A 17,810-nucleotide genomic window follows, 5' to 3' on the forward strand; every position below is an offset into this window, starting at 1 on the left:
CATCCAGCAGATAGTTTTATGAACCGTATCAAAAGAATAATGCAGACGCCAGCAGCATTAGCCCCTCTGTGTCGATGAGCCGAAATGAGAATTCACCACGGGTAAAAATCTCTAATTTTCACCTGATTTTAAGTCGAATTTATAGGGTACTGCAATCGCTTACAAAGTTTTAGACTTAAGGCATAGAGAGGAGGGGCTTTATGAAAGCGGACACAGTAACTGCTCAAATCCCGCCGGACACCCGAATGCGCAACAAAAAGCCTGCTTCAGGAGGACGGTTTTGGAGAAGCTTTAAGAATCAAAAGTATTTGTGGTTGATGTCGATACCTTTTGTAATCTGGGCATTCGTCTTCAGTTATCTCCCATTATGGGGCTGGACGATGGCTTTTCAAAAGTACAAGCCCGCACGTGGCTTTTTTGAACAAGAATGGGTAGGCTTTGAACACTTTAAGACACTGTTCAGTGACTCGCAATTCCTTCTGGCGCTGCGCAATACGCTGGCGATGAGTGGAATGGGCCTCATCGCAGGCTTTATCTTTCCGATAACGTTTGCAATATTGCTAAACGAAGTTCGTCTCGGATTTTTCAAACGATTTGCTCAGACGGTCTCGTATTTGCCCCACTTTGTATCTTGGGTGGTTGCAGCGGGAATTGTAACTAAAATGCTATCTAGTGAAAATGGTCTTGTAAACGATCTCTTGTTGACAATTGGATTTATAGACTCACCTATCCAGTTCATGGCTCAGGGCCATCTCTTCTGGGGAATCGTTACTTTATCAGATGTGTGGAAAGAAACCGGATGGAATGCGATTATCTACCTTGCGGCCATCTCGGGTATTGGACCAGAGCTGTACGAAGCGGCCCGAGTAGACGGAGCCAGCAGGCTCCGCCAGGTATGGCATATTACCCTTCCAGGTATCCGGCCGACCATTACAGTGCTACTCATTATGTCGATTGGTAATTTGCTGAATATCGGCTTTGAGAAGCAATTCTTGCTTGGAAACAACCTCGTTACCGACTATTCTCAGGTGCTGGATCTGTACTCTCTGAAATATGGACTAGGCATGGCGAGATATTCCTACGGTACCGCGATCAATATATTCAACTCAGTGATCAGTGTAATCCTGCTGTTTACGATTAATGGAATCTTCAAGCGTACAACTAAAGAGAGCCTTCTGTAACACAGAGGGCCCTTCTAGCAATCGTGGCTGCAATATTGCCCTTTTCATGAAAGGAGAGCGTTACAGTGGGAAACACAGCTATCACCGGAAAGTCGTGGTCAGACCGGATCTTTGACTTCATAGTGTACTTTGTAGTACTGTTCGTGGTTGTAATTACGATCTATCCGTTTCTGAATGTGCTTGCTATCTCGCTGAATGATTCAGTGGATAGTGTGCGCGGCGGTATCACCATTTATCCTCGGGAATTTACCTGGGACAATTACTTGAAAATCTTCAGTTTCGCAGGGCTGATGACAGGGTTCAAAATATCCGCTTTGCGGACAGTCATCGGTACTTTGTTCGGACTGATCAGTGCCTCGATGCTAGCATTTACGATCAGTCGTCCTGACTTTGCAGGCCGCAAGTTCGTCTCCACATTCTTGGCGATGACCATGTATATCTCTGGAGGGATGATTCCAATATACATGCTGATCAAGGATCTGCACATGATGAACAGCTTTGCAGTCTACGTATTGCCTGGATTGGTTAGTGCTTTTAATGTCTTCGTTATCCGCTCCTTTATTGACGGCCTGCCGTATGCACTGCAGGAATCGGCGAAGCTGGATGGAGCGAATGATTTTACCATTTACTGGCGTGTAATCCTGCCGCTGATGAAGCCGGCTCTAGCAACAATCGCACTGTTCCTAGCGGTAGGTCAATGGAATGCATGGTTTGATACGTATTTGTATAATGGTTCAAGCCCTCATCTGACGACATTGCAATATGAACTGATGAAGGTTCTGCAGAGTACAACCAGTGGTAATGGTGGCGATTACCGCTCCAACATTGCTTCTCTAGCTTCGAATCAGGTCTCGCCAGAGTCTATCAAGATGGCGATTACGATTGTCGTAACCGTGCCAATTTTGTTGGTGTATCCGTTCATTCAGAAGTACTTTGTTCAAGGTATGACACTTGGCGCTGTGAAGAGCTAATCACAGCTAACAGGGGAGCATAGTCTCCCCTAAGCTTTAAGAGTGTTTTGTATCCGTTTTCTTTTCTTGTGGGAAGTTTTGGGATAAGTATTAACAGGATTTATCTGTGATACGATAGATAAACAATTTTAAGGGGGCTTATGTAATGGGGAATAATAGAAAAATAAAAGCTAAAGCAACTGCACTTACACTCACTTCTATTATGATGCTTGGCATGCTCGCAGGTTGTGGTGGAAACAACGGCAATAACGCAGCCGGAGATGCAGCTGGAAATGCAACAAATAAGGGTAATGCGGCTAATTCGGCCAATGCGGTTGAGGATACTTCTCCGCTCACGATGACTTTCTTCAGTGCTGACCCTAACCCAAACTGGACAGGCATGCAAGACGAAGTAGGTAAAGTGATTACGGAAAAAACAGGAATTACCTTGAATGCTGAATACGCGGTTGGTGACCCTGCTCAGAAAGTAGCGTTGATCGCAGCGAGCGGTGATTATCCGGATCTGATCAGTGCCAAGACCGACGTTAGCAAGCTGGTGGATGCAGGCGCAATGCTTGATCTGACAGATCTGATTGAAAAATATGCTCCGAACATCAAAAAAGTATTAGGCGAAGAAGGCTTGAAACGCTCACGTTACAGTGATGATGACCATGCGATTTATGCTATCCCTACCTATGCAGGTGTGGATAACAAATATTTTGATGCTGGCGGTGGATTTGAACTACAGCACCGTGCTGTTAAAGAAGCTGGATATCCTGCCATTAAAACTGTCCAAGATTATGAGAACGTAATCAAGGCTTACCTGGAGAAACATCCAACCGATGAAAATGGTAACAAAAACATCGGTCTGACCCTAAATGCAGATGATTGGTACATGTACATTACAGTAACTAACCCAGCATTCACTACTACAGGCTCTCCTGATGATGGTGAATATGCAATTGATATCGACACACAAGAAGTAACTTATCACTTCCGTCGTCCTGCTGAGAAAGAATATTTCCGCTGGCTCAACCATATGAACGATATCGGATTGCTTGATCCGGAAAGCTTTGTTCAAAAGTATGATCAGTACAAAGCTAAAATCGCTACCGGCCGTGTTATTGGTTTGATCGACCAAGACTGGGGTTATGGCGATGGAGAAAGAGCATTGAAAGCTGAAGGTAAGCTGGATCAAGGATACGGACACTATCCAGTAACCCTGTCTGAAGAGTACAAAGAAACTTCCTTCTGGCCTACAGGCTTTATGGGTGGTAACGGCATTGGGATCAGCGTAGATGCTAAAGATCCGGTACGTGCAATTAAATTCTTGGACTACTTAGCTTCCGGTGAAGGTCAAGTATTGGTTAACTGGGGTATCGAAGGCAAGCATTACAACGTAGTTGACGGCAAACGCGTCATTCCTGAAGATGTGAACAACCGTAAATATAATGACACTACCAATTTCCAAAAAGAAACAGGACTTGGCAATGTCGGATCAAACTACGCTCTACTTAGCGCTCACTATGGTGACGGCGTATTGGATCCAACTGGAAACTACTATACAACTCGTTTCCCTGAGCAAGTAACTGTAGGCTACAATGCAGTTGAAAAAGAAACACTTGCTGCTTATAAAGCAACAACTTGGAAAGACCTCTTCCCAAGTGAAGATGAATTCAAAGTTAAACCTTGGGGCGCAGCTTGGAACATCACGATTCCTGGGGATAGCGAAATTGTTGTTCTCGACAACAAGCTGAAAGATATTACTTGGAAACGTGTCCCTGAGGCCATCTTGTCCAAACCGGCTGATTTCGATAAAGTTTGGGATGCTTACATGACTGAACTGGATAAGGCTGGTGTAACGAAAGCCGAAGATTTACGTGAAGAGCTGGTTAAACAACGCGTGAAACTTTGGAATGAATAATTGCTGAATCAAGGCTAATACAATAGAAGCATGAAGATGCGGGAAGTCCGAACGAAAGTCCGGGCTTCCCGCCGATTTCTTTTCATCTGTAATTACAGGATAGGAGGAAGATACGTGGGAGAGAGCAAAAATACCGGACGGTATGCGCTTTGGTACAAGCAGCCGGCGGCTGTTTGGGAAGAGGCACTGCCCGTGGGCAACGGCAGACTAGGCGGTATGATCTTTGGCGGAACGGAAGAAGAACTAATTCAACTTAATGAGGACACCTTATGGTCGGGCTTTCCGCGGGATACAGTTAATTATGAGGCGCTGCGTCATTTGGCTCCGGCCAAACAGTTAGTGGCAGAGGGGAAATACAAGGAAGCGGAAGCGCTGGTGGAAGCCAAGATGTTAGGCAGACGGACCGAATCCTATCAACCACTCGGGGATTTGCGAATGAAGTTCAATCATGAGGATCCTGTAGAGAATTACCGGAGGCAACTTGATTTGGATCAGGGGGTAGCTACCGTATCCTATACGACCGGGGATGTAAGGATTGTACGCGAAGTGTTGGCTAGCAGACCGGATGAACTTATAGTCATTCATATCCGTGCAGAGGGGAGAGAGGGGCAGGGAGTTCTACCTGATTTCTCGGTGGAGCTGACTTCACCGCATCCTTCCCGCTCAGAGTTGATCCCGAATGGCGCGCTGATGATGACAGGCCGTGCCCCGTCGCATGTGGCTGATAATTATGTAGGGGATCATCCGCGTGCCGTCTTCTATGAAGAGGGGCTTGGCATAAGATTTGCTGCTGTTGTGGAGATTCATACGGAAGGCGGCAATGGTGTCGCGGAGAACGGCAAACTGTTGGTTTCTGGCGCACGCGCTGTGACCCTCCGTCTAGCTGCGGCAACTGATTTCGCCGGGTTTGACCGGATTCCAGGAAGCTGTGGCAAGCCGCCTTCGGAGCTGTGCCTAGAGCAGTTAGCTTCTTCCTCCACTGGATTTGCAGAGCTGAAACAGCGCCATCTAGCGGATCATCAGCCTTTGTTCCACCGTGTGGAGTTGACAATTGCTTCTGCTTCCGCCGAGTACGGGATTCCTACGGATGAGCGGTTGGCACGGTACCGCGAAGGTCAGACAGATACTGCGCTGGAAGCACTGTTGTTCCAGTATGGTCGCTACCTTATGATTGCCGGCTCACGGCCGGGGACGCAGGCTCTAAATCTGCAAGGCATCTGGAATCCTTATATTCAGCCGCCATGGAACAGCAATTATACGACAAATATAAACACCGAAATGAATTATTGGCCAGCTGAGAGTTGTGGATTGGGTGAATGTCATGAGCCGTTAGTAGATTTAATTTCAGAGCTTAGCGTTACGGGAAGTCGCACAGCTGCGGTTCATTATAATGCCCGTGGATGGGCGGTGCATCATAATACTGATTTGTGGCGGATGTCGTCTCCGTCGGACGGCAAGGCGATGTGGGCTTTTTGGCCGATGGGCGGAGTTTGGCTTGCTCGCCATCTATGGGAGCGTTACGCTTTTCGTCCAGATAGGGACTATTTGCGGAGTAAAGCTTATCCCCTATTAAAGGGAGCCGCGTTATTTTGTCTGGATTGGCTGGTAGAGTTGCCTGATGGAAGATGGACTACAGGTTTGTCTACCTCACCGGAGAATGTATTCCTGACTACTGACGACACATCATGCAGTGTTTCAGCTGGCTCAGCTATGGATTTATCACTGATATCTGAATTGTTCAAGCATTGCATTCTGGCTGCTGAAATTTTGAATACCGATATCCAGCTACGTCAGGAGCTGAAGGAGAAACAGGAACGGCTGGCTCATCCGGGAATCGCTCCAGACGGGCGTATTCGTGAATGGAATGAGGATTTTGCTGAACAAGAGCTTGGGCATCGCCATGTCTCTCATTTGTATGATCTATACCCCGGGAATGTTATTAGTCCTTCTTCCACACCGGAGCTAGCGGAGGCCGCATCGTTAACGCTTAAGAAGCGCTTGGAAGGCGGGGGTGGACACACGGGCTGGAGTGCAGCTTGGCTGCTTAATTTGTATGCGCGTTTGAGGGATGGCGAGAGTGCGTATAGCTGTTTACGTCGGATTTTGCAAGATTCCAGTTTACCGAACTTATTTGGGAATCATCCTCCATTTCAGATTGACGGTAACTTCGGGACTACGGCAGGGATAGCAGAGATGTTCTTGCAGAGTCATCAGGAGGGACTTGAATTATTACCCGCGCTTCCAGAAGGATGGTCTGACGGTAATGTGAAAGGGTTGGTAGCACGAGGCGGCTTTATCACGAATATCGAATGGTGTGAGGGACGCTTAACGAAGGCAGAACTGACCTCGACGCATGGACAACTATGTAGAATTTATAGTCGCCTGCCCTTACTTATTCAAAGACCTGATGGTTCACGAATAGGGGAAGAGATGGAATTTGAAACAGTAATAGGAGAGACTTATATCATTACACCACAAAACGAATAAATACATCGCTCTAGCATATAGGCTGTTCTCAGAGTAGAATTATTCTACAGGGAGCAGTCTTTTTTTGCCTAAGTGATCATTATCTATTAGATGGTAGGATTCATTATAAGTCTACAGGAGCCGGAGGAACGGAATATATATGTGGAAAAAACGCTTCACATTAGTAAAGATCATTCTGGGAGGAGTGATAATATTCGCAGCTATTCCGCCGTTGATTTACTGGGGCTGGGGTAATGCTTATGCGGCTACGAGTTCGCCCACCCTTCGTTCTGTAAATGAAGTAGCGCAGAAGCTAACGGGGGCGATGAACAACCGTAGGGAGACGATTACTTTTACTTATGAGAGCAAAGCTTCAAATTTGAAAACGAAAATACAAGCGGCTCTGGATCAAGCGATGGCTAGTGACCCTTATTTGTATTACATTATAGACAGCTACGGATATACTTATCGAGGGAGCGCAAGCTCTGTAAAAGTTACGGTAGAAGTGAAATATCTGGAGACACTGGAGCAGACCGCTTTTGTGAACAAAGAAGTGAAGGCTGCACTGAAGAAGATCATAACGCCGGGCATGAACAATCATCAGAAGGTGAAGGCGATCCACGACTGGGTTGTGCTTCATCTGAAATATGATACTTCGTATCGCAAATATACGGCTTATGAAGGCTTGAAGAGTGGCAGCGCCGTTTGCCAAGGGTATTCGCTGTTGACCTATAAGCTGTTAAAGGAAGCTGGATTCACGAATAAAATCGTTGAGGGTACAGCAAAACAGCCGGGAGGGCGTAGCCAGTTGCATGCCTGGAATCTTGTGCTATTGGATGGACGGTGGTATCATCTCGACACGACTTGGGATGACCCGACACCGGATAAGGCAGGCGTTATTAGCACCGCGTATTACATGAGAACTGATGCACAGATGCGTCAGGATCATAGCTGGACGAAGTCTTATCCGGCAGCGTCGGTAGGCTATCATAAGACCTTGTCTGCACTTGTGGAGCGAGGAGGACAGAGTGCTGCCGTGTATAAAAAGCTTCAGAAGGATCTCAACTATGAGCTATATGCCGAGGCGCTAATTGTACGTTCGGTAGAAGATCTAACCCGGCTAGCTAATAAGGCAATCACCTCCGGTGAGACGTCCTTATTATTCCGTTATCATGGGAGTGGAACACAGCTTAAGAATGACCTGCAGGAATTATATAAGCTTGGGCTAGAGGATTTGTCGTACTCCAGTTCTGCTTTTGACAATACCGGCGACCTCAAGGTGTTTGTGACTTGGGAATAGAAGGAAGAAAGGGACATCCCAGAAGCCTGAATGGCAGCGGGACATCCCTTTTTGTTTTTTTACTGGGTCCATTTTATTCTGGGTGAGTACTAAGATCGCATTTATCCAAAGGAATAATACTACTCTTCCGGAACCAGCGATAGCCGGCCCAGATTAAGACAAACAGCGGCAAGCTGATATAAGAAACGGCGATACCATACCAGTCGATAGTTCCACCTGAAAAGGCGCCCATATTCTGACCGAGTATAGCTACAATACAAAGTGCAAAGGCAAAGATAGGTCCGAATGGGAACCATCTAGCTCGGTAAGGTAGTTCATCCAGGGAATGGCCTTGTGCTATAAAGGCACGTCTGAAACGGTAGTGGCAGACCGCAATGCCCAGCCAGTTAATAAATCCGCACATGCCTGAGGCGTTGAGTAGCCAGTTATATACGGCACCGTCACCAAAGAATGAAGCTAGAAAGGCGAGCATTCCAACAGCCGTAGTTACTAACAAAGCGCCAACAGGAACACCACGGCGATTGAGCTTGGCCAGTGCGCGTGGAGCCATTCCATCCTTAGCCATTGCATACAGCACACGGGTGGAGGCGTACATTCCGGAGTTCCCAGCCGACAAAACGGAACTGAGAATGACGGCATTCATTACGGATGCTGCAATTGCAAGCCCGGCCTTATTGAACACGATTGTAAACGGACTGACTCCGATATCATCGATGCCACCGCGCAGCAGATCTGGATTCGTATAAGGAATCAGCATTCCGATTACAAATATGGCAAGGATATAAAAGATTAATATACGCCAGAATACTTGGCGGATCGCAATAGGCACATTGCGACGCGGGTTCTCGCTCTCACCAGCGGCAACGCCGATTAGCTCAGTACCTTGGAAAGAGAATCCTGCTGCCATAAAGACCCCAACGAAGGCAAAGAAGCCACCGTTGAAAGAACTCCCCCCCATTTGGAAGTTACTGAAGCCTACGGATTTTCCACCCATAATGCCGAATATCATGAGGACCCCGACAACGAGGAAGGCGATAACGGTAATGATTTTGATAATGGCAAACCAATATTCTGATTCCCCGTAGCCACGAGCAGATAGAAAATTAAGACCGAACATCAGTAGTAGGAACACCAGACTCCAGAGAAAGGATGGGCTGTCCGGGAACCAGTATTTGATGATGAGGGTAGCCGCTGATAGCTCTGCTGCAATCGTAACGGCCCAGTTATACCAGAAATTCCAACCGATGGCGAAGCCAAAGGCAGGGCTGACGAAACGAGTGCCGTAGGTACTGAAGGACCCGGAGTCCGGTAAATAGGTGGCGAGCTCCCCAAGACTAGTCATGAGAAAATAAACCATTACACCCACAGCCGTATAAGCTAGAAGAGCTCCACCAGGTCCTGCTGAAGCGATCGCGCCGCCACTGGCTAGAAACAGACCCGTACCAATAGATCCGCCAAGTGCGATCATGGTCAAATGTCTTGCTTTGAACGATTTTTTTAGCGCAGGCTGATTCATGTTGCCTTGCGTTGGGTTTTGCTGATTGCCCTGCATGAATATGACACTCCTTATGATCTAATCTTACTGTTCATGAACGGGGAGTGCTGAGCTGCTGACTCCCGTAAGGCGGGAGGTATACTTCGTGATGTCCAGAAGGTTATGGATGACTGTACGAAACATACAAATTCTGTAAACGCAAAGAAGCCGCAAACTATGTCTGCGGCTTCCATCTATACAGCTCCGCATCATACTCCCTGTGAAGATAGCGCAACACACTGCAGTCTGCTACTTACGCAGGCTGTACAATGTGACAGTTCCGTGCCTTTCGGCAACGGCCCCAGCCTGCACCGCTGTAAGAGCTACAGCGCAAGCTTCGGCGGATATTCCTTTCGGCGTGATTCATAGACGGCTCTAACGTCTCCACACGCGTACTCTTTATATCCGCGACCTCTACCTCATCTTAGTATGACGAGGCTATCTTTACTTCATTCATTTATAACAGGAATTAGTATAAAGCAAGTTTGCTTCTCAAAGCAATGACAAAATCAGGTATTTCCGTGTTAATTACGACGGCGTTCTGACATCTGCTGCCAGACGGTGCCCGCTGCGGCTTCACCTGAGGCGATACGCTCCAAAGCCATTTTGGCCTGAAGGCCAACTTCGAACTCTGGATCATCCGCCGCAATTGTGAGCGCATCTTGAGCTTCGGATGTGCCAACTTCGTAGAGAAAACGAGCTGCGCGCCAGCGGACAAGCTTGCTCTTATCCGTTAGTGCCGCCGTCATCACTGGCGTGGCGGCAGGATCGCCGATGTCGGATAGCGTATCGCCAGCCGTACGTCTTACGGCTGGGGCGCTGTCAGCCATCGCCTCATAGAGCAGCTCCATCGCCTCAGGCGTGCGAAGGTCGCCTAGATACACGACCGCAAGCCTGCGAATATGCAGCTTGGGATCGTGTAGCGCCGCCTTAAGCTCCGGCAGGAGCTCCGCCGTCGGTGTAAGATCCTCTAGCGCGGCGTAGCGCACGCGCCAATCCTCATGCTTCAGGTCTCGCAGCAGCTCATCCTGCGTGCGAGTTCGTCTCTGCTCGACGAACTCACCTCCGGCTCCGTGCGCAATGGCTTGCTGCACGAGGGAGTCGAGGCGTTCCTGCGGATAGGCCGCCTCGATCTCTTGCTCGACCTCGCGCGCAATGTCCGCGGGCTCGCCATAACGCACGCCGTAATCGGTGAGCTTGCGCTCTTTGATCATTACGGCGCTAGCCACATCCATAACCGCTTTAGTAAAGCGGTTAGCTAAGGATATGCGCTCTTCATTTGCGCCCGTTTTTACGCGGATTTGCATCGGAATTCCGCGGAACATTTGGACGAAGACCTGCGCTTCCCCAAAATGAGCACCGGTATTCTCGTCAGCTAGGCTCCAATCTCCAGTTAATCCTTCGCTGCTCCCGAAGCGGCTTTGAACTTCCCTTAGAATGGCCGCCCAATCGGCGTTGCCTTTACGCTCAAGTGCTGCGAAGTCAGCGGCATGATAAATGCTAGTAACGCCCGGTATCGTTAACATTTCACGTGCCCATGCAGGTGCGGAACGCTCACTTTCTGGAGTATAGGTTCTGCGAATTCCGGGTTCTAAACTTTCGTCCAAATGTAGCTTCATCGTATTTGGACTTGGAGTCGGTTCAATAAAAGTAATCTTCATACGTAGCTCCCCCTTGAACGGTATATGCACATACTTTATACACATATTATCTCATTTCTGGCGTGAAACCAAAAGAACTCTTCGATTATTTCGCTAAAGTCTGCAAGTTGTGATGAATAAAAAGGCGAACATTTATCATGCTATTTGTATATTTTGCAAAATATGCTGCTGTTCAATATAGTTGTAGTATATTCGTTAAAACTAGGATTGCTCGGTAAACTTCTGTAGAAGAGGTGTTGTATGCCTAAAATTCGTTACCATAACGTCGATAATGTAAGTACCGATAAATCATTAAAGGAATTTCGCCAGTGGCGTGAGGAGCGTCGTCGCAAGAAGAAGGACTATTCTTATGTTGTACCGAATACGCAGCCCAGATTATCTTATCTGTCTGAGAATCGATTGGAGTCTACCATTACGTGGATTGGGCATTCAACATTTTTCCTTCAATATGAAGGGATGAACATCATTACAGATCCCATCTGGGCGAGAAGGCTAGGCTTTGAGAAAAGATTGGGACAACCTGGGATCCCACTTAGCGAAGTGCCACCGATTGACCTGATTCTGATTTCGCACTCTCATTATGACCATTTGCATATCGCCTCTATCCGCAAATTATATCGGGCAGGGACAACGCTTGTAGTTCCTGTTGGTCTGAAGCGAAAAATGCTTCGCAAAGGGTTCCACAACTGTGTGGAAATGGAATGGTGGCAATCGATTAAGCTAGGCAAGATCAAGCTTAGTTTTGTGCCTACCCAGCACTGGACGCGGAGAACGCCATGGGATACGAATACTTCTCATTGGGGTGGGTACATCTTGGAGCCCGCTGATTCCGGAAATCAGAAGTCTTCTCCGAATCTTTATTTCGCTGGGGACAGCGGTTATTTTCCAGGCTTTAAAGTGATCGGAAGTCGTTATAAGATCGATATCGCGCTTATGCCGATAGGGGCCTATGAACCGGAATGGTTCATGACCTCTCAGCATGTAAATCCTGAGGAAGCTATACAAGCTTTCCTAGATGTAGGGGCGGAGACCATGATTCCGATGCATTACGGGACCTTCAGACTTGCTGATGATACCGCCCGGGAAGCACTGGATCGCATGGAGGGCGCCCGAGTTAAACACGCGATTTCGGAGGAAAGAATTCGTACACTCGGTTATGGAGAAACATTGGTCGTACAACCGGAGAATCGCATATCTGGGGAATAATTGAAAAAATTCCTCCTTAAAAGGTGTCGCCGTAAAACAGTTGGAATAACTTTCGTAGGAGAGAGATCAGCTTAAATGCCTATTTCACGGGATTTTTGCACTGATTTTATGCTATAATGAGCCGAAACCCTAAAGTGAAAAGGATGGTAATGCGTAATGATTAGCACAAGCGGCGTAACACTCCGCTACGGAAAACGAGCTCTCTTCGAAGATGTAAACATAAAATTCACCCCTGGTAACTGCTATGGTTTGATTGGTGCCAATGGTGCTGGTAAATCAACCTTTCTGAAAATTCTGTCTGGGGAGATTGAAGCGAACACGGGTGATGTTCATATAACACCAGGTGAACGCCTTGCAGTTCTGAAGCAGAATCATTTCGAGTACGATGAATTTCCAGTACTTGAAACAGTAATTATGGGTCACACTCGTCTTTATGAAATCATGAAAGAAAAAGACGCGCTTTATGCGAAGTCTGATTTCACGGAAGCAGATGGTCTACGTGCCGGTGAGCTTGAAGGCGAATTTGCAGAACTTAATGGCTGGGATGCAGAGCCGGATGCGGCGGCTATGCTGATCGGTCTTGGTATTATGCGTGAACTGCATGATAAGAAAATGGCCGAACTGAGCGGCAATGAGAAGGTACGGGTACTCTTGGCACAAGCCTTGTTTGGCCGTCCAAATAACCTCCTGCTCGATGAGCCTACCAACCACTTGGATCTAGAATCGATTGGCTGGTTAGAGAACTTCCTTATGGATTATGAAGGTACTGTTATCGTCGTATCCCATGACCGTCACTTCCTGAACAAAGTATGTACGCATATTGCTGATATTGATTTTGGCAAAATCCAGATGTACGTTGGTAACTACGACTTCTGGTACGAGTCCAGTCAGCTTGCTCAAGCCTTGCAGCGTGATTCGAACAAGAAGAAAGAAGACAAGATCAAGGAACTGCAAGCCTTTATTCAGCGTTTCTCGGCCAATGCTTCCAAGTCTAAACAGGCGACTTCTCGTAAGAAACAACTTGAGAAAATTACGTTGGATGACATTCGTCCATCTAACCGTAAATATCCGTTCCTCAACTTCAAACCTGAACGTGAAGCAGGTAAGCAGCTTCTGACAATCAGCGGATTGACCAAATCGGTTGAAGGTGAGAAGGTTCTTGATGAAATCAACTTTGTAGTTAACAAAGGTGATAAGATTGCTTTCGTGGGTCCGTATTCCCAGCCTAAATCACTTCTGTTTGATGTGATCATGGGTGAGCAAGAAGCGGATATGGGTGAATATGCATGGGGAGTCACTACAACTCAAGCTTATTTTCCAAAAGACAATTCCAGCTATTTCGATGGCGTGGACATGAATCTCGTAGAATGGCTGCGTCAGTATTCTAAAGATCAGGATGAGACGTTCCTGCGTGGATTCCTTGGACGGATGCTATTCGCCGGAGAAGAAGCACTGAAGAAAGCAAGTGTACTGTCCGGGGGCGAGAAGGTTCGCTGTATGTTGGCGAAGATGATGTTGAACGGCGCGAACGTGCTTGTATTCGATGAGCCTACCAATCACTTGGATCTGGAATCCATTACGGCACTGAATAACGGACTGATCGATTTCGACGGGACTATTCTCTTTACTTCCCATGACCATCAGTTCATCCAAACGATTGCTAACCGTATCATCGAGATCACACCTACAGGTGTAATTGATCGCACGATGACTTACGATGAGTATTTAGAGAATCCTGAAATTAAGGAAATGCGCCAACGCATGTATCCTGTAGAAGTATAAATTGAAACAGCTGTCCTAATCCGATGAGATAAGGGCAGCTGTTTTATTTAAAATGCAAGAATATTATAAGTTTCGCTCTTTATATTTAGTAATATAGGGAATTGATCCCTATATTATGATTAGAACAGTTCCTACGGATGTGCTATAGGGAATTCCTCCCTATAATGTGCCGATTTTATATCGAAACGATTGCTTTACGCACTTTTATAGGGAGGTTTTCCGTATATGTACCTTTTTTAAGCAAAATCTAGGTATTTATAGGGAGGAATTCCCTATAGTCAGTCGCAACCTTAATTACTTTTGAATATCGGGGGCTATGCAACGTGTGTGGCTATTAGCATAAAAGGCTGCGTTGTCCCTGAGGGATACGCAGCCTTTTATGTTTATAAAATAGTACTAGGATCCGCCGGTACGACGGCGTTGGTTGTTAGGCTTTTTGTTATTCTGACTTTTTAGTGGTTTAGCGGATCCGGCCTGAAAAGTTGATCCGGGTTTGGAGGAAGATTGTTGTTTCTTCTGCTCCAGCTTTTGCCGGATAGCTTCAGCTAAATTGATTTTTCCTTTTTCATTGTTTTCGCTCATTATGATAACCTCCTTTGAAGCAAGTCCTTCACTTTATTCTAATTGTTTTTAAATGCTGCTACAAGGGCAAGAATAATTGAAAGAATTCTTTTCTAACAAAACAGAAAACGAGGAGATAGCCAAAATGGTTGATATTTACGAAGATATACGTAAAGGCGAGCGTGGCGCTTGGGTTAGCATAGCGGCTTACCTCATTTTATCGACATTCAAGCTGGTTAGCGGTTATCTATTCGCCTCTAGTGCATTGGTCGCGGACGGAGTCAATAATTTAACTGATATCGTGGCATCTGCAGCCGTGTTGGTTGGTCTAAAGATTTCGCGGAAACCACCTGACTCTGACCATGCTTATGGACATTTTCGGGCAGAGACAGTAGCTGCATTGTTGGCTTCTTTTATTATGGCGGTTGTAGGTATTCAAGTGATTGTGGAGGCGGTGCGGTCCTTTTTTGATCGCGCAAAGGAAACACCGCAGCTATGGTCTGCTGGTGTAGCTCTAGTGTGTGCAGTAGCAATGATGGGAGTATACATATACAATAAAAGGCTGGCTAAGCAGATAAATAGTAGTGCACTCATGGCAGCAGCGAAAGATAATTTTTCGGATGCTATGGTTAGTATAGGTGCTGCTGTTGGGATTGTAGGTGCTCAGTTTGGACTGCCATGGATTGATTCTGCGGCGGCAGTGGTTGTCGGACTGATTATCTCTAAGACGGCATGGGATATTTTTCGTGATTCGACCTACCGGCTTACGGATGGCTTTGATGAAGATAGATTGATGGATCTACGTAGTACGATTGCTCGAACGCCGGGAGTAGAGGGGATTAAAGATGTGAAGGCACGGGTTCACGGGAATCATGTACACGTGGATGTTGTAGTGGAGGTAGACGCGAATATTACAGTGGTGGAAGGTCATAGGATCAGTGACTCCATTGAAGAGAGAATGAGCAAGCTACATAATATTATGAATGTACAGGTGCATGTGGAACCTAAAGATTAAATTCGGCGAAAAATTCTATTTTAAGGAAAAAACAAACATATTTAAGGAGGAATCAAGACTTTAGTCCTGTTCTTTACCATAAAGTGGCATGATTATATGTGCAATTTGGAGCATGTTCCAAATCCCGGGCAAGCCTATAATGAGGGCATGAAGGAATGTAGTACATACCTTTGTTGAAATCTCATCATGGTATTGGGGGAACGTATGATTAAATCACATAAGCAATTAACAGCATCCTTATTGGTTTCAGCTGCAATTGTTGCAGGTTTAGGAGTATCTGCTCCTGGAAATGCAGCAGCAGCCTCAAGTCCATCAAATTCAGTTATGGCAGCAGCAGCCGGTCAAACAGCGGTCATCGAGGTGAGTGTTCGCCTTCGCAGTACACCTTCTACAAGTGGAGAAGTAGTGAAGTATTTGCAAAAGGGAGATCAAGTGCAGATTGTGGCACAACCGAATAGCTATTGGTATCAGGTAAAAGCAGCGGATGGATCCGTGGGCTATACGAGTACAGATGATAAGTATATCAGCGTAAATTCATCTTCAGTAGGTACAGAAACAGCACCATCAGCACAAATGGGAACCATAAAGTACGGGGTGAATCTTCGAACTGCTCCTTCTACCAGCGGAAAAGTACTGAGACTTCTGAAGAAGGGGGAACAAGTACAGCTTCTGGCACAGCCGAACAGCTCCTGGTATCAAATTCAAACCTCTGATGGTAGCATTGGATATATAAGTTCAAGTGACCAATATACTTCGTTCGCTAATAATGGGGGGACTGGGACGGTAACGCCGGCACCAACGCCGCCAGCACCAGTACCACCTATTTCTACACCTGGGGCTTCTGCCCAAATCGAGAGTGTAATCTCGTCAGGTATGGGCTATCTGGGGACACCTTATGAGTTTGGATCCAGCAGATATGATACAAGCACCTTCGATTGTTCTGATTTTATCCGGCAAATTTTCATGGACGCTGTGAATCTGAAACTGCCTGCTGATTCCCGTCAACAGGGAGATTGGGTGAAATCGAATAGTACGGTAGTTACGTCTACTTCCGGTTTGAAACGCGGCGATCTAATGTTCTTTATGGATTATAAAGGAAACTCCGCTTCAGCGTATGAAGGGATCGACAAATCTAAGGCAAGAATATCGCATGTTGCTATGTATCTAGGAGATGGACAAATTATCCATACGTATTCCGTAGCTTCAGGCGGGGTGAAAGTAGATAAATTAAGCGCTTCTTGGACGAATCGTTTCCTCTTCGGGGGATCGGTCATCCGATAATTATATAGGTATACAGAAGCGGAAGCATCGCATGTTTGTGACGGGTGAACAAAGGCGGCGTAAACGCAAAAAGCTACCCCTTCAGTAGAATGATCTACTGAGGGGGTAGCTTTTTGTAAATATAAGAATTTATATGTTCCGTGCTATAAATTTTCCTTATATTTCTCGCTTAATCACTTGCCGTCCTTATAGGGACGCCGAAGGTGTTTATGCTTGTTATCATCTTTTCGTACTAATTACATAATTACATTGGCAGCAACAGGAACCTCTACCCACGCTTTTCCTAGCCATGTGTAAATTTCTCTCCATTCATTGCCCCAAGTATCCGTAATCACTTCACCTGTGGTATCAAGCGTTTGAGCGCTAAGCCAGCCTGCGGGAATCATACTGCCAACTGAAAAGTGAAAAGCTGTTTTTTCGGTTAGAACAATTTGTGGTGTGGCTGGAGTAATATCCGATGGGGTAATGATCGTTTCAAAAGATGTTGTGTAAGTGCTTCCAGTTGCGGTCGGAGAATCTGTAGTTGTCCCTGTTACCTCTGCGGCTGATGCTGTAGCTGCTATAGAACCCATAAGTCCCAAGGCAACTGTAATGCTGGTGAATTTTTTCATGTTAAATTCCTCCTCATTATGATCTAACTTCAAAACTTTTTCTTATTTTCTCAAGTGACATCTGTGTGGGAATGACCTATACTTTCTGCATGATGAATAAGATATATGGATAGATATGGGAGGAGGCTACATTGATTTACCTCTGCGTCCCGTGAAGAGGGAAACAACAAACAGAACCAAGAATACGAAGAATAGTATCTTCGCAAGACCTGCAGCGGCTGCTACAAGATTGAAGAAACCAAAGATACCAGCGATTACAGCTACAACGAGCAGAATTGCGGACCATTTTAACATTACATATCACCTATCCTTTTTTTGATTTGTAATCATTGTATAAA

Annotated in this window: 14 protein-coding genes and 1 riboswitch; of the genes, 9 read left to right on the forward strand and 5 right to left on the reverse strand. The window is 46.3% G+C overall.

Annotation, left to right across the window (positions count from 1 at the left end; translation table 11 throughout):
• The first annotated feature begins 245 nt into the window (after positions 1–245).
• From L1028_RS20385 to L1028_RS20405, 5 genes are all read left to right on the forward strand, one after another.
• Positions 246–1,181, forward strand: coding sequence for an ABC transporter permease (locus L1028_RS20385; protein ID WP_234539044.1), 936 nt, complete (start codon positions 246–248; stop codon positions 1,179–1,181).
• Between the two features lie 65 nt (positions 1,182–1,246).
• Positions 1,247–2,152 carry a carbohydrate ABC transporter permease gene (locus L1028_RS20390; protein ID WP_234538849.1) on the forward strand — a complete coding sequence of 302 codons (906 nt, stop codon included), beginning with the start codon at positions 1,247–1,249 and terminating at the stop codon, positions 2,150–2,152.
• 145 nt (positions 2,153–2,297) lie between these two features.
• On the forward strand, positions 2,298–4,055 hold the full coding sequence (locus tag L1028_RS20395) for an ABC transporter substrate-binding protein (protein WP_234538851.1): 1,758 nt from the start codon (positions 2,298–2,300) through the stop codon (positions 4,053–4,055).
• A gap of 114 nt (positions 4,056–4,169) precedes the next feature.
• Positions 4,170–6,542: a glycoside hydrolase family 95 protein gene (locus L1028_RS20400; protein WP_234538853.1), complete on the forward strand. Its 2,373-nt coding sequence runs from the start codon at positions 4,170–4,172 to the stop codon at positions 6,540–6,542.
• A 139-nt stretch (positions 6,543–6,681) separates the two neighbouring features.
• A complete protein-coding gene (locus L1028_RS20405; RefSeq protein ID WP_234538856.1) occupies positions 6,682–7,821 on the forward strand; it encodes a transglutaminase domain-containing protein in 1,140 nt (379 codons plus the stop codon).
• A gap of 73 nt (positions 7,822–7,894) precedes the next feature.
• Here L1028_RS20405 and L1028_RS20410 read toward each other — a convergent pair whose 3' ends face one another.
• Both L1028_RS20410 and L1028_RS20415 read right to left on the reverse strand, forming a co-directional pair.
• Complete coding sequence (locus L1028_RS20410) at positions 7,895–9,373, reverse strand: amino acid permease (RefSeq protein WP_423803068.1); 1,479 nt, start codon at positions 9,371–9,373, stop codon at positions 7,895–7,897.
• A 201-nt stretch (positions 9,374–9,574) separates the two neighbouring features.
• A riboswitch (Lysine riboswitch) is annotated at positions 9,575–9,780 on the reverse strand.
• Positions 9,781–9,879: 99 nt separating this feature from the next.
• Entirely contained in the window at positions 9,880–11,016 is a 1,137-nt protein-coding gene (locus L1028_RS20415) for a virulence factor (RefSeq protein WP_234538866.1), read from the reverse strand.
• 240 nt (positions 11,017–11,256) lie between these two features.
• Here L1028_RS20415 and L1028_RS20420 point away from each other — a divergent pair, with 240 nt between their 5' ends.
• The gene (locus L1028_RS20420) at positions 11,257–12,222 is read left to right on the forward strand and encodes an MBL fold metallo-hydrolase (RefSeq protein WP_234538868.1); all 966 of its coding nucleotides are present in this window, start codon (positions 11,257–11,259) and stop codon (positions 12,220–12,222) included.
• A 156-nt stretch (positions 12,223–12,378) separates the two neighbouring features.
• Positions 12,379–14,004, forward strand: coding sequence for an ABC-F family ATP-binding cassette domain-containing protein (locus L1028_RS20425; RefSeq protein WP_234538887.1), 1,626 nt, complete (start codon positions 12,379–12,381; stop codon positions 14,002–14,004).
• 396 nt (positions 14,005–14,400) lie between these two features.
• Here the strand turns inward: L1028_RS20425 and L1028_RS20430 are convergent, their stop codons facing one another.
• Positions 14,401–14,586: a hypothetical protein gene (locus L1028_RS20430; RefSeq protein ID WP_042191867.1), complete on the reverse strand. Its 186-nt coding sequence runs from the start codon at positions 14,584–14,586 to the stop codon at positions 14,401–14,403.
• A 124-nt stretch (positions 14,587–14,710) separates the two neighbouring features.
• On the opposite strand from L1028_RS20430, the gene L1028_RS20435 reads away from it, so the two are divergent.
• Together L1028_RS20435 and L1028_RS20440 are read left to right on the forward strand one after the other, a co-directional pair.
• Positions 14,711–15,580, forward strand: a complete 870-nt coding sequence (locus L1028_RS20435; protein ID WP_042191865.1) for a cation diffusion facilitator family transporter — start codon at positions 14,711–14,713, stop codon at positions 15,578–15,580.
• Between the two features lie 204 nt (positions 15,581–15,784).
• The gene (locus L1028_RS20440; RefSeq protein WP_234538889.1) at positions 15,785–16,861 is read left to right on the forward strand and encodes a C40 family peptidase; all 1,077 of its coding nucleotides are present in this window, start codon (positions 15,785–15,787) and stop codon (positions 16,859–16,861) included.
• A gap of 236 nt (positions 16,862–17,097) precedes the next feature.
• On the opposite strand, the gene L1028_RS20445 is transcribed toward L1028_RS20440, so the two are convergent.
• Positions 17,098–17,472 carry a hypothetical protein gene (locus tag L1028_RS20445; RefSeq protein WP_234538899.1) on the reverse strand — a complete coding sequence of 125 codons (375 nt, stop codon included), beginning with the start codon at positions 17,470–17,472 and terminating at the stop codon, positions 17,098–17,100.
• A gap of 126 nt (positions 17,473–17,598) precedes the next feature.
• Positions 17,599–17,766, reverse strand: a complete 168-nt coding sequence (locus L1028_RS20450; protein ID WP_234538901.1) for a DUF1328 family protein — start codon at positions 17,764–17,766, stop codon at positions 17,599–17,601.
• Between the last annotated feature and the right edge of the window lie 44 nt (positions 17,767–17,810).

It is taken from the genome of Paenibacillus pseudetheri, assembly GCF_924513355.1.
In the GTDB taxonomy this organism is placed as follows: domain Bacteria; phylum Bacillota; class Bacilli; order Paenibacillales; family Paenibacillaceae; genus Paenibacillus_AQ; species Paenibacillus_AQ pseudetheri.

Bases quoted from the DNA above. Each gene is read 5' to 3' on its own strand.
- L1028_RS20385 (WP_234539044.1), top strand. From the start codon at position 246: ATGCGCAACAAAAAGCCTGCTTCAGGAGGACGGTTTTGGAGAAGCTTT.
- L1028_RS20395 (WP_234538851.1), top strand. From the start codon at position 2,298: ATGGGGAATAATAGAAAAATAAAAGCTAAAGCAACTGCACTTACACTC.
- L1028_RS20405 (WP_234538856.1), top strand. From the start codon at position 6,682: ATGTGGAAAAAACGCTTCACATTAGTAAAGATCATTCTGGGAGGAGTG.
- L1028_RS20410 (WP_423803068.1), bottom strand. From the start codon at position 9,373: ATGCAGGGCAATCAGCAAAACCCAACGCAAGGCAACATGAATCAGCCT.
- L1028_RS20415 (WP_234538866.1), bottom strand. From the start codon at position 11,016: ATGAAGATTACTTTTATTGAACCGACTCCAAGTCCAAATACGATGAAG.
- L1028_RS20420 (WP_234538868.1), top strand. From the start codon at position 11,257: ATGCCTAAAATTCGTTACCATAACGTCGATAATGTAAGTACCGATAAA.
- L1028_RS20425 (WP_234538887.1), top strand. From the start codon at position 12,379: ATGATTAGCACAAGCGGCGTAACACTCCGCTACGGAAAACGAGCTCTC.
- L1028_RS20430 (WP_042191867.1), bottom strand. From the start codon at position 14,586: ATGAGCGAAAACAATGAAAAAGGAAAAATCAATTTAGCTGAAGCTATC.
- L1028_RS20435 (WP_042191865.1), top strand. From the start codon at position 14,711: ATGGTTGATATTTACGAAGATATACGTAAAGGCGAGCGTGGCGCTTGG.
- L1028_RS20440 (WP_234538889.1), top strand. From the start codon at position 15,785: ATGATTAAATCACATAAGCAATTAACAGCATCCTTATTGGTTTCAGCT.
- L1028_RS20445 (WP_234538899.1), bottom strand. From the start codon at position 17,472: ATGAAAAAATTCACCAGCATTACAGTTGCCTTGGGACTTATGGGTTCT.
- L1028_RS20450 (WP_234538901.1), bottom strand. From the start codon at position 17,766: ATGTTAAAATGGTCCGCAATTCTGCTCGTTGTAGCTGTAATCGCTGGT.